Origin of the sequence: Bacteroides faecis MAJ27 (genome assembly GCF_900106755.1) — a bacterium.
GTDB classification, from domain to species: domain Bacteria; phylum Bacteroidota; class Bacteroidia; order Bacteroidales; family Bacteroidaceae; genus Bacteroides; species Bacteroides faecis.
Genome location: NZ_FNNN01000025.1, coordinates 20798 through 34447, shown reverse-complemented (window position 1 = coordinate 34447; position 13650 = coordinate 20798). Strand labels below are relative to the sequence as shown.

Below are 13650 nucleotides of genomic sequence, written 5' to 3'. Positions count from 1 at the left end.
AAAACTATTTTTATGATAATGCACATACCAAAGACTAAATATTATCATAAATGGTTGATCGGAGCTACATTCGTCGTTCCGATTCTTCCGCTTGCCGCCCAGACACCTCCGAATCTTGTCTTCATCATGGCAGACCAATATCGGGGTGACGCACTAGGCTGCCTGGGCAGAGAACCTGTAAAGACCCCTTGCCTGGATAATCTGGCTTCCGAAGGAGTGCTATTCACCAATGCTGTCAGCAGTTATCCTGTTTCATCGCCTGCCCGGGCCATGCTGATGACAGGCATGTATCCTCTCCATAACAAAGTGGTAGGAAACTGTAACTCACAAACAGCACCTTACGGAGTAGAACTTCCGCAGGAGGCACGCTGCTGGAGTGATGTACTAAAAGACATGGACTACCGTACAGGATATATAGGAAAATGGCATCTGGATTCTCCTTATAAACCCTATGTAGATACCTACAACAATCATGGTAAAGTAGCATGGAACGAATGGTGTCCTCCCGAACGCCGTCATGGATTCGAACACTGGATAGCATACGGAACCTACGATTATCATCTGAAACCAATGTACTGGAACGCCACTGCCCCACGTGACAGTTTCTATTATGTCAACCAATGGGGACCTGCTTATGAAGCAGACAGAGCCATCGAATACATTCAGGCACAAAAAGAGAGTAAACAGCCTTTCGCATTGGTCGTTTCAATGAACCCTCCACATACCGGTTACGAACTGGTTCCTGACAGATACAAAGCCTTATATAAGGATATGGATGTGGAAGCTCTCTGTGCCAATCGACCGGACATACCCGCCAAAGGTACCGAAATGGGAAACTATTTCAGAAATAATATACGCAACTATTACGCCTGTATCACAGGAGTAGACGAGAACGTAGGACGTATCATCGAAACGCTCAAAAGCAATGGACTTTTTGAGAATACCATCGTTGTATTTACGTCCGATCATGGTATCTGCATGGGAGCTCACAATGCTGCCGGAAAGGATATCTTTTACGAAGAATCCATGCGTATCCCCATGATTATCTCTTGGCCGGCAAAGATAAAGCCGCGCAAAGACGACCGTTTAATGATTGCTTTTGCCGACTTGTATCCTTCTCTCTTATCCTTGATGGGATTTCGAAAGGAAATACCCGAAACCGTACAAACTTTCGACTTATCCCGTCAGATTCTGGGAAAGAGTAAAAAAGAGGTTGTGCAACCTTATTATTATGTACAGTTTGACAATCACGCTACCGGATATCGCGGCCTACGTACGGCAACCCACACATTCGCAGTTCACGCAACCAATGGAAAAATAGACGAAACAGTTCTTTTCGACCGAACCAAAGACCCATATCAAATGGATAATATTGCCGGACAATCCCCCCATCTGGTCCGGCAATTCAACAAACAACTCAAGGCATGGCTACTCCATACCAATGATTCATTTGCCCATTATCTGAAACCATAACTAAAGAAACACCATGAAAAAACTTTGCTATCTCTCCCTCTTTATCTTATGCTCAGCTTACAGCTTCGCCCAACAGCAGGACATACCCACCCCCAAGCCTCATCAACTCAAATGGCATGAAGCTGAAATGGGTGCTGTCTTCCATTATGACCTGCATGTGTTCGACGGCATCCGCTACGGGCAAGGCAACAACCGTATCAATCCTATCGAAGATTATAATATCTTCAACCCGACAGAACTGAACACCGACCAATGGGTACAGGCCGCTAAAGCTGCCGGATGTAAATTTGCCGTACTGACAGCCACCCACGAGACAGGTTTCGGACTCTGGCAAAGCGATGTCAACCCTTATTGCCTGAAAGCTGTGAAATGGAGAGACGGAAAAGGAGATATTGTCCGCGACTTCGTAAATTCCTGTCGCAAATACGGGCTGCAACCGGGCATCTACATCGGCATCCGCTGGAACTCACTGCTAGGTATTCATAACTTCAAAGCCGAAGGAGAAGGAGAATTCGCCCGCAACCGCCAGTCATGGTACAAGCGTCTGTGCGAGAAGATGGTTACAGAACTCTGTACCCGCTACGGAGATTTATATATGATATGGTTTGACGGCGGAGCCGATGATCCACGTGGCGACGGTCCGGACGTAGAACCGATTGTTAATAAGTATCAGCCCAACTGTCTTTTCTATCATAACATCGACCGTGCCGACTTCCGATGGGGAGGTTCGGAAACAGGTACAGTAGAATATCCTTGCTGGTCTACCTTTCCCGTTCCCTGTTCACATCATAAACGCATTGAAAGTAACATCGATCAGATCGAACTCTTAAAGCACGGTGACAAGAACGGCAAATACTGGGTACCTGCAATGGCAGACACTCCGCTACGAGGAGCAAACGGTCGCCATGAATGGTTTTGGGAACCGGATGACGAAAATAATATCTATCCGCTAAACACTCTGATGAACAAATATGAAAAGTCAGTAGGAAGAAACGCTACCCTCATTCTCGGATTAACTCCTGGCCCGACCGGGTTAATCCCTGTCGGAGATGTACAGCGCCTGAAAGAAATGGGAGACGAAATCAATCGTCGATTTTCCTCTCCGATAGCCCGCATTTCGGGACAAAAGAAAAGCCTGACACTGAAATTTGAAAAGAAGCAACCGGTCAATTATTGTATTATCCAGGAAAACATTAAAAACGGAGAACGCATCCGACAATATCAAATAGAAGCCAAAGTGGACGGAAAATGGCAAACCGTCTGCACAGGAGAATCGGTAGGACACAAACGGATCGAAAAGTTTGAACCGGTAGAAGCCACTGCATTAAAACTGACTGTAACCGAATCGATCGCATTGCCGGATATTATTAATTTCAGCGCATATTCTGTAAAATAGACAAGAGGCATGAGAAGATTTATCCACATCTGTTTATGGACATTGACGGGCATCTTTGCTACAGCATCGCTGTCTGCCCAGAACCCGTTTACCTACCATAAAGGAAAAACATACAAAGATGTTGCAGCTTACCGGATGGAAAAAAATATCGACCTGAATACCTATACTCCATCTACCCCCATAATATACGAACAGCAAGTACCGGAACATCAGGGTACACTTTCGTATAAAGTTGCACTTCCTTTGTATGTTCGTGGAATATTCTTCAGTCGTGATTCCCGTCCCGACGACTATCAATGGCCGAATAACACGAACCGGTTACTTCCTTGGGTATTCAGCCGCCTGGAAGACCTTACACGAAGCGATTATGAAGGTATCCCTTCCAATGCTCTACCGTCCGTATCGGGTGATGCACTACTCTTTGAACTCTCTGATGGAGAGTACTTATTCGCCAAGGCCATTGCTGGCGACAACAGCCTCAGCTGGTTTCAAGTTAATCAGGACGGGACAATCACGCTGTATATCTCCACGTTGGGAGAAGACGCACTAAACGGACAACTCCCTCTCCTTCTTATCCGGAAATCTTCATCTGTATATCATGTATTCAGCGATGCCTACCATTCGTTAACGGCAGATAATGCAGCAGTGCCCACTCTCCGTAAAAGAACCGACAAACAGTATTTCGATGCTTTTAACTATTTGGGGTGGTGTACTTGGGAACATTATCATTTTGATATCGATGAAACAAAAATACTCAATGATATCGACGCCATTGAATCATCGGGCATACCTGTACGTTACATATTAATTGACGATGGTCACATTGCGAATAAGAACCGCCAACTGACCAGTCTCGTTCCCGATAAAAAACGTTTCCCTAACGGATGGATGCGTATCATGAACCGCAAACAAGCAGACAAAATCCGATGGATAGGCTTATGGTACAGTCTTTCCGGCTATTGGCTGGGAATCTCTGCCGATAATGACTTTCCACCGGAAATCCGGCAAACCTTATATGCCTACAATGGCAGCCTACTGCCCGGCACAAGCACGGACAAGATAGAAGCATGGTACGAATATCATATCCGTACGATGAAAGAATATGGATTTGATTTTCTAAAGATAGACAATCAGTCATTCACTCTCCCACTCTACATGGGTGGCACACAGGTTATCCGTCAGGCAAAAGACTGCAACCTTGCTTTGGAGCACCAGACACACCGCCTGCAAATGGGACTAATGAACTGCATGGCACAGAATGTTCTGAACATGGACCACACCCTGTACAGCAGTGTGACGCGTGTCAGCATAGATTACAAGAAATATGACGAAAATATGGCAAAGTCACATCTGTTCCAGTCGTATACCAATACACTCATGCAGGGACAAACCGTCTGGCCTGACCACGACATGTTTCACTCTTGTGATACCATTTGCGGTAGTCTGATGGCACGTTCAAAGGCCATCTCCGGTGGACCTGTTTACCTATCAGACTCACCAACTGAATTTATTGCAGCTAATATCCGTCCCCTGATTGATGAAGCCGGAAAGATATTCCGTCCCTCAGCCCCAGCCGTTCCAACTCCGGAATGCATACTGACCAATCCATTGCAAAGCGGCAAAGCCTACCGGGTATTTGCACCTACAGGGGACGAAGCCACCTCAGTCATTTGTTACAATCTGAACACCTCCCCCTCTTACCAAGAAGTAGAAAGCTTCATCAAGCGGGAAGATTACTTTTTACGGGAAAATATCGAAGAATCCGCTCGTTTTTCTTCCGATAGCATTCTCGCATTCAACTGGGAAAAACAAAGCGCAGAAGTATTGACCGCATCCGAAAGAAAAATAAAGCTATCCGGATTCACAGATTGCCTGTTCCACCTTTGTCCTATCCGCAAAGGCTGGGCAGTTATCGGCATACAAGAGAAATATCTGTCGCCTGCTACCGTGCAGATACTTGAACGTAGTGCAGATACATTGATACTGGACGTCCATTGTACCGGCACATTGAGAATATGGGCTGATTCCGGCAAAAAGCAGGAATTACGGAGTATACCCATAAGAAAGACCGGTAGAATTGAAATAAAGAAATAACACTAAATAATCAACCGATGAACAAAAAAATACTTTTCCCCCTCACGCTCATACCACTGGTTAGTACCAGTCTGCAAGCACAGAAGTCCGTTCAGACACAACGGGTGGACAAACGTCCTAACATCATCCTCTTTATGGTAGATGACATGGGATGGCAGGACACTTCGCTCCCCTTCTGGACACAAAAGACAGACTACAATGAGCTGTATGAAACACCCAACATGGAACGACTTGCCAAACAGGGCATGATGTTTACACAAGCGTATGCGAGCAGTATCAGTTCTCCCACCCGATGCAGCCTCATCACCGGAACGAACGCGGCACGTCACCGAGTAACCAACTGGACACTGCAAAAGAATATAAAAACAGACCGTAAAGATAAAGTGCTGGAAGTACCAGACTGGAACTATAACGGAGTAAGTCAGGTGCCTGGCACCAACAATACATTCGTAGGAACTTCTTTCGTACAACTGCTGAAAGACAGCGGCTATCATACGATTCATTGCGGAAAGGCACATTTCGGCGCCATAGATACTCCGGGAGAAGACCCGCACCACTGGGGATTCGAAGTAAACATAGCCGGACACGCAGCCGGAGGACTTGCCAGCTATCTGGGAGAAGAAAATTATGGTCACAACAAAAACGGAAAACCGATATCGCTCATGGCCGTTCCCGGACTTGAGAAGTACTGGGGAACGGAAACCTTCGTTACCGAAGCATTAACCTTGGAAGCCATCAAAGCATTGAACAAAGCCAAGAAGTACAACCAACCCTTCTACCTGTATATGTCTCAATACGCCATCCATGTCCCATTGGACAAGGACAAACGTTTCTACGACAAATACAAGAAAAAAGGCATGACCGATCACGAAGCCGCTTATGCCACGCTGATAGAAGGTATGGATAAGAGTCTGGGTGATTTAATGGACTGGCTGGAAAAAAGCGGAGAAGCTGACAACACCATCATCATCTTTATGAGCGACAACGGAGGACTTGCCGCCGAATCATACTGGCGTGACGGCAAACTCCATACACAAAACCATCCACTGAATAGTGGTAAGGGCTCCACCTATGAAGGTGGCATCCGTGAGCCGATGATCGTCAGCTGGCCCGGTGTCGTAGCGCCTAACAGCAAATGCAATGATTATCTGCTGATAGAAGACTTTTATCCCACTATCCTCGAAATGGCAGGTATCAAAAAATACCAAACGGTTCAGCCTATCGATGGTATCAGTTTCCTGCCTCTGCTGAAACAAACCGGAAATCCTTCCAAAGGGCGCAGCCTCTTTTGGAACATGCCCAACAACTGGGGAAACGACGGTCCGGGAATCAACTTTAATTGTGCCGTACGCAATGGTGACTGGAAATTGATCTATTACTATGGCACAGGCAAAAAAGAGCTATTCAATATTCCCGATGATATAGGCGAAAGTCATGACCTCAGCACGCAACATCCGGATATTGTCAGACACCTTTCTAAAGAATTAGGAACCTATTTGAGAAAAGTAAATGCCCAGCGTCCGACTGTCAAAGCCACAGGTAAGCCCTGTCCTTGGCCGGATGAAATCGAATAGTTTTCAACTGTTTAGTCAGGTATTTCATTTCCATGCCGTTTAGGGTAAGTTACCGCTAAACAAGCATTCTATTTGCCGAAACTTTCATTTTTATTAGTTATTTTATTTCGTAGTACCTAGGTGACGAATGTATTACCTAGGTGATTCAATTGTTCAACCTAGGTGATACGAAAGAAAAATAGAATAGCTATTGATTGTATCATAACCATTCTCGCATTATTTATCGTTACTTAGCAAAGTATATTACTGTAGAAATATTCCACACTCCCTGCCCCATTTTCCACACATTTCCCATACGTTTCCACACTATAGACAATGTACACAATCTACATATTTCACTTATAATCAACGCATTAACAGCATGCATCAGTCTTTGGCACACACTTTGACCTTTAATTAGCCGTTAGATAACGTAACAACCGATTCCCTAACACATAAGAGAGAATTGAAAATATATGTTTAATAATCATTAAAGCAAACGATTATGAAAAAATTAGTATTAGTAGTAGCAATGTTTATGTTTGTTTGTGGTGGTTCATTCCTTGTTAAGGCTCAGAACTCTGCAGAAGCTGCGACAGCCCTGACAGAAGTTAATGCAACAGCTATCGTTAATGATACAGTAGTAAAAGATACTGTAACCAAGAGCGAGGAACCTGTTAAGACAGAACTGAGTGCACCGACCGCTATTGTCAACGATACAGTCGTTACTGACACTGCATCCAAAGACAAACCGGCTGAGCCTGTCAAGGAATAACCTTTCCAAAAACTCACGGAACATAGTCTGCCGAACAATAGTAAGCACACTACAAAAAAGCCATCCCTACTTCGTCTATTCCGGGGATGGCTTTTTTATTTTCTTATTTTCCCTGAACGGGAATCATTCAACTATCGGTTTTCACGTTCCAATACTGCTAACCGGGCATACAATTCAACCAATGCTCCCTGATGGAGTATTTCCCAACTGGTCTTGGTAGTCCCCCCTCTCAGATCATCGTCATTCAGCAAGTTGTTGCCCTGATGACAGCTACTGCTCCACGCATGAATCATTGACTTTTCGATATCATCGATATATTTACGGTCATTGTCTATAGAATAAAGTTCAAAGAATCCGCGGCACATGATCGTATTGAACCAGGCATGTCCCGGAGCAAGAATATTGAAAGTAAGGTTCAGCTCTTTGGAACGATAGGGCATAAACCATTTCTTATGACAGCTTTCAGCAATCGCATACGCTTCATCCAGATATTTCTGTTCGCCGGTAATCTTATATAAGAGACAGGCTGCCTGCAATGGTTGTCCGGAGTTGTAGGAATACTTGTTTTTTTCAAGGTCACCCGGCAAATTGGGATCATCCTTATTCGGACGCACATTGTCATAAAATAAATGGTCGGACTTATCTTGCAATACATCGAGCATATAGTCGTAACATTTGATCGCCCAGTCCAGATATTCCTGTTCCTGAGTTGCCTGATACATCTTACAGCCCATCACAGCAGTAGGTCCGGTAGAGCAAGAGTGCTTGCTGGTAGTATGTTCGTTCAACTCTTTCCAGTGCACGCCTCCTCCACAGGTCTCATCCCAACCGTGATCAATCAGGTAGCGCCACACCACCTTTGCCTGTGTCAGATAACGCATCTCTTTCGTTTCCATGTACCAGTCGACCATATCGAGCCCGATCCATACATTATCATCGTAAAAACGTTCGTTACCGGCAGCCGGGTAGCAGGAATAAGCCAAAATTCCATGATCCAACTGGCAGAAATACTGTATTCCTTTGAACATCATATCATCCATTGCACCGTAAAGATTCTCCACTTCGCTCTCTTTGGTTGCATCACGCATAGCGACAAATGCCGAAAGACCGCCACCTTGTCCCCAAACTAACGCATCACCATCCCAATAACCTTTTCCATCATAAGGATAATTACCACGCCAGCAGCTTCTGGAACTCTTGCCGAAATAATATCCAATGACAGAAGTCATGTAAGAATGTGCACGGTCCAGCATCTCCGGCAGTTTCAGTTCCGGCTCATCCACCTTTTCATGATAAGGCATCATAATACGGCTTTCGGGTACCGATCGCTTGCCGGCTTTACTGATAGCTACGGCAGAAACTTCGTAAGTAGCAAAATAAGGAACTTTCAACAGATATTCCTGTGTAACATCACGTTCTACCTGTATGATGATATGTCCCGGTGAGAAGTCGGTAGCACGAGACAAGCTCGTTTCCACGTCCCTGTAAGAGAGTTCTACCATATCCACGTCGCGATTACTGGGATTGGTCCATTTCACCAGAAGTTCATTCTCGTTATTGGTAGCTTCTACGGAAAATGAACCTACCGGAGAAATATTGCCACTGACCGGATCATTCTGTTCTGAGTTTGACTGATCATCATCACTACAAGATGGAAGTAATGCCAAAGCCAAGAGGTTCAATATAAACAGTTTGAATATTGCTTTCATTTTTCTTCAAATTTAGAGATTACTTAAAAGGTACTTCGATAGGAGCTTCCCCGAATCTGCTCATTGGGAATTCCGTAGCATTCCAACTATCGTACTTAGAGATATGCATTAATAATTCATGGTCGGAATTAGTGCCATCCTCAATATAAGCAACCGGTGCACCGGCTGAGAAATCCCAGCGAGCCAATAATCCTTCCGGATTGACTTCTTCAAGATTCCATGCGTTAGCCTTTAACTGTTTTCCGTACGACAAACATACCATATACGTGCTTCGAGTATAGCACCATCAAGGAAACGTCTATTGTCACTAGCTTTTCCGATAGATACTCTTCCACCATCATTGCCTGCACAAAGGTCTATCTCAGAGTAATCTATATCCGTTTTATGAGTATCAGTCCACTGAAGTTGTTTACCATTAATATAAAGCTTGTACTTTTCATTATAGTCATCTTTTCCTTTCGAACAATCCACAACCAAGGCTATATGCGTCCATGCTCCAAGTTCGAAAGCTCCATGTCCTGTTCTAAGTTTAAGTTTATCACTTATACCGACAAGTTCCATCTGTCTGCCCTTATTGTTTTCCCAATCGCCACCACGAAGAATGAAATAGCCTTCCTTACCTATGAAAGTCTGTAACCAGTTCGTTCCATCAATACGAGTTACCAACTCCCAGGTCATCTTTTTCAATTTGAAATCATTAGTAGCAGCCTTGATGCTTTCTAATCCATCACCGGTCATCTCACCAAAGTGAGTCCAAACTGCATAATCTCTGCCTAAATTCATATACCAACGCTTTTCCGGCGCTATTACTACATGAATAGGTTGGGATATCTGTTTCTTGGCATCGATTAAAGTAAACGAAGTTTCTCCTGCCTTTCTTCCGGTAACAGTCACGATATTACCATAAACTTCCAGACGAATTATTTTCGAGTCACCAGCATCGTGAATCTGATATTCTCCATTCCCTGTAAGAATCTTCACTTGCCGAGAACCTTGATTAGCATTAATCAACACACCCTTTTCATCAGCATCAGTCGTTATCTGCTTAGGAGCAATCACATTCAGATTGACAAAAGCTTCTTTTCCTTTCCGATCTGTTATCTTAACTTCTGCATTTCCCTGTGCGATACCTTTCACTATAAATGATTCCGAATCTTCAAGTGTAGACTGATCGACCTCAATACAATTATTTTCGTCGACCACTTCCAATGAATAACCTCCATTTCCTGTATAGATTTTGACTATAGCCTCATCTGCGCCTTCCACTTGCGAATAAAGTGTAAATAATGTCTTATTCAGTTTCAATTCGAACTCTGCTGCCGTATTAACCAAAATTTTAGCACGTTGGTAGTATTTATCTCTCACATACACTACTCCCTGAGCATTATTTTGCCCTTCTACAGCTGTCAGTGTCACCAGATCGCCATTCACTTCCGCCGTTACCACTTCTTCGTTTGCCGAAGTTACCACATATTCGCCATTACCTGACGTTATTTTTACAGTTCTGGTATCCCCCTGTGCAATACTGATTTCACTGGCGTCAACTTTCAATTCCACCAGGTCTTGGGGTATCTCATTATTTTTGTTATCGTTATCATCGCTACATGCACAAAGACAAAGCAATGACGCGAAAACGAAATATTTCATTACTTTCATATATATATTATAACTAAGGTAAATTACTCTTCTACATCTACATTAGGATATTCCACTCTCAACACATCTCTTGACATAGAGAAAGATCCTTCGAATGTCATTCGCAAATCTTCACTCTGAGTTTTATCCAGATACTCATAAGCAAGCTCAACGGTGGTAATCTCAGTATAATATCGCTGGTCGTTATAATTATAAGTATATTTACGACTGAGTTTACTATTATACGACTTAAACTCTAAGCTACCTACCTCACTTGATAATGTAATACCTCCCCATTCATCGCGCTTTATTTCAACCACATAGTTCAAATAGTCTGGGGTATTTGCACGAGTTTTCTCACCAACAAACATATAGCAAATATCATTGTTAATTGCATAAAGCTGTGTACTGGTAATCTCAGTCGTATATGTAGTTCCTTGCTGCGTAATAATACCTTTTCCACTATACGTACCAGAATAATCATTTTTAAACCCGATATGTGCCAGCACTTTGGTATATTTGTTCTGCCCCATAGGTTCACCAGTCGAAGAAGTGATGCGAAGTGGAAGTACATAATCATCATACAAGCTTCCTAATTCCTCTATCTTGTTCAAATCGATTTTAATAGCAGCCGTCGCATTCAGCTCCCCACTCGGAATAGTCCATGAGTCTGCATCAAATGTATAAGTACCTGCCGGCAATATCTTATAGTATAAGTCCGACTGATTTTTATATTTCTCCCAATTATATTTCTGTAATGTATCAGGGTCTATCTCCATGGTCAGACAAATGTCCTTGTCATTAGCAGAAGTGCCATTCACACCAAAATAAATCGGAAGTATAGTCGTATTATCCTCAGCCACTTCTAAAGCATAATCTTGCCATCCATTGTGGACAATATACGAGTTCTTCTGAAACAATTCGTCTTCCAGTCCGTCACATGAGGAGATTCCTAACATCATCGAAATCAGCAGGCATCCCACGATTCCATATATATATCTTTTTTGTTTCATAACATGCTAAATTTAGTAAGTATTACCATCCGGGATTCTGTGTCATATTTACATTGCGTTTCAGTTCATAAGTGGGGAAAGGCCACAAATACATCCTTTGTTCAAACACCTTATGCACCGAAGTGATAATAGTCGGCTTGTAAAAATCAGCTACACGCTTTTCGTCATCACTGATATTTATGTTGCATCCTTGCAACAACTGGTTTTCTTCTGTCATCGCGTCTTTCCAACGTCGTAAATCAAAATAACGCATACTGTTTTCTCCCAATAACTCAATCTGACGCTCTCTCTTCAGTTTCACACGGAAATCATTCGGATTATTATAGGTCTCATCAGTATAGTCAGGTACTCCGGCACGCATACGGATACGCTTTATAGCATACCGCATTTCATCGACATTACGCTGAATTTCAACATCAGCTCCTGTATAAGTCGTCAGATGATATACTTGTCCGGAAGTCAGCTCATTCAAAGCTTCAGCATAAATCAACAGTATTTCACCATAACGTATTGTCATCTCTGTCTTATCAACGAGATATCCGCCTTCCGTTCTCGAATCTTCCGAATTATAAAACTTCTTTAAAGTAATTCCCGTCAAAGGGCATTCTTCCTTAAATCCCTGCTTACCATCGTTCAAACCACGATAATAAAATATTTGTTTATCACGATAATCGGACTCGGAAGCACTGGAAGCTTCCCAAACTGATCCGTTATAAGCAATCGATGCGTAGAAACGAGGTTCACGATTATTATACATCAGATTAACTTTAGCCGGTAAGAATGGATTTTCTGCGGCATAAGCCTGTGTTGTAAAACCTTCTGTCACATAGTCATTCGTACTAGCAGCCTCTGTAATTGAACGTCCATCATTCATTGCATAAGCATTGACTTGCTTTTGTGTAACTGCCAAACGATTATTTCCTCTCAATGTTTTAGGAGTCGACTGATACGCCCAGTCATTAATATACGCAGTTCCTTCCCTTGTTCTAGTAAATATCAACTCAGGATTTTTCGATCCAAGTATCGTACCATCAAAAATTGATTTATAAGAAAGCAACGGATCGACATCTGCCCAACCTTCCGGATAGTTCTTGTCCGAATAAAGTTCATTATAAGGTGGACGCTGAGAAGGTAAAACCGTAGCTTTCGGAGCTATAACATAAAGTTCATACAAATTGCTCGCCTTAGCCAATTCAATCACATCCTTAGCTGCAGCTGCCGCTTTCGCCCATTTAGTCTCATCATAAGTTTGAGATACCAATTGATTTCCATAGCAATCTTTCACATCAAAAAAGTCGATATTTCCATTGAAAAGCGGACTGGCAGCATAAAGCAAAACTCTGGCACGAAGCCCTAATGCAGCACCACGGGTGGGACGTCCCAAATTGTTGACTGTCCTTTTGATTGGCAGCGAGCGGGCAGTCTCAGCCAATTCTGCGTCTATAAAATCAACCACATTATCAAAAGGTTCACGGGGTAATGACAGTTCCTCATAGGAAAGATTCACATCCAACCCTTCTGTCGGGATTAAAGGCACCGGGCCATAAACACGTATTAATGCCCAGTAACAATAAGCGCGTAGGAAACGTGCCTGTCCCTTCAAATCCGTTTTTTCATCCATCGTCAATTCCGGACAACGATCTACATTATCTATAAAAGTAGACGCTTTACGGATTCCCTCATAATATTTCCACAAGCGTGAGTTATTTCTATCATCATCACTAAGCTGATGGTCGGCACTGTAATTTCCTTCCACATACTCTTTCATATCCGGATGATAAAGATCATCGCTTGCCCAGCGAAACGGTTCGCGATACTCACCAATATTATCCATTACACTATATGCACTTGACAGCCATCCTTCTACATACACCCGCTTGGAAAAAGCAGAATCTAATGATACCTGATCATAAAAATATTTATCCACATTGATATAATCGGTACATGCAGTAAATAAAAACGTACCTAAGGACAACAATATGGTATATAATAATTTCTTCAT

10 protein-coding genes are annotated in these 13650 nt (G+C 43.1%); 5 read left to right on the top strand and 5 right to left on the bottom strand.

The window, feature by feature from the left end:
* Positions 1-12: 12 nt before the first annotated feature.
* From BLW31_RS18605 to BLW31_RS24515, 5 genes are all read left to right on the top strand, one after another.
* A complete protein-coding gene (locus BLW31_RS18605) occupies positions 13-1473 on the top strand; it encodes a sulfatase family protein (protein WP_022301025.1) in 1461 nt (486 codons plus the stop codon).
* Positions 1474-1486: 13 nt separating this feature from the next.
* Complete coding sequence (locus tag BLW31_RS18600) at positions 1487-2869, top strand: alpha-L-fucosidase (protein ID WP_010536439.1); 1383 nt, start codon at positions 1487-1489, stop codon at positions 2867-2869.
* A gap of 9 nt (positions 2870-2878) precedes the next feature.
* Entirely contained in the window at positions 2879-4963 is a 2085-nt protein-coding gene (locus BLW31_RS18595; RefSeq protein WP_010536438.1) for a Sip1-related alpha-galactosidase, read from the top strand.
* 17 nt (positions 4964-4980) lie between these two features.
* A complete protein-coding gene (locus BLW31_RS18590) occupies positions 4981-6537 on the top strand; it encodes a sulfatase (RefSeq protein ID WP_010536437.1) in 1557 nt (518 codons plus the stop codon).
* A gap of 484 nt (positions 6538-7021) precedes the next feature.
* Complete coding sequence (locus BLW31_RS24515) at positions 7022-7291, top strand: hypothetical protein (RefSeq protein ID WP_010536436.1); 270 nt, start codon at positions 7022-7024, stop codon at positions 7289-7291.
* A 131-nt stretch (positions 7292-7422) separates the two neighbouring features.
* Here the strand turns inward: BLW31_RS24515 and BLW31_RS18580 are convergent, their stop codons facing one another.
* From BLW31_RS18580 to BLW31_RS18565, 5 genes are read right to left on the bottom strand one after another with little or no spacing between them, the layout of a single operon-like run.
* On the bottom strand, positions 7423-9000 hold the full coding sequence (locus tag BLW31_RS18580; protein WP_010536435.1) for a glycoside hydrolase family 76 protein: 1578 nt from the start codon (positions 8998-9000) through the stop codon (positions 7423-7425).
* A 19-nt stretch (positions 9001-9019) separates the two neighbouring features.
* A complete protein-coding gene (locus BLW31_RS24920) occupies positions 9020-9262 on the bottom strand; it encodes a hypothetical protein (RefSeq protein WP_010536434.1) in 243 nt (80 codons plus the stop codon).
* Positions 9232-10656 (bottom strand): LamG-like jellyroll fold domain-containing protein, encoded by a 1425-nt coding sequence (locus BLW31_RS18575; RefSeq protein WP_010536433.1) that lies wholly within the window; start codon positions 10654-10656, stop codon positions 9232-9234. The genes BLW31_RS24920 and BLW31_RS18575 overlap by 31 nt, the downstream gene beginning before the upstream one ends.
* A gap of 23 nt (positions 10657-10679) precedes the next feature.
* The gene (locus BLW31_RS18570) at positions 10680-11648 is read right to left on the bottom strand and encodes a BT_3987 domain-containing protein (protein ID WP_010536432.1); all 969 of its coding nucleotides are present in this window, start codon (positions 11646-11648) and stop codon (positions 10680-10682) included.
* A gap of 22 nt (positions 11649-11670) precedes the next feature.
* Positions 11671-13650, bottom strand: coding sequence for a RagB/SusD family nutrient uptake outer membrane protein (locus tag BLW31_RS18565; RefSeq protein ID WP_010536431.1), 1980 nt, complete (start codon positions 13648-13650; stop codon positions 11671-11673).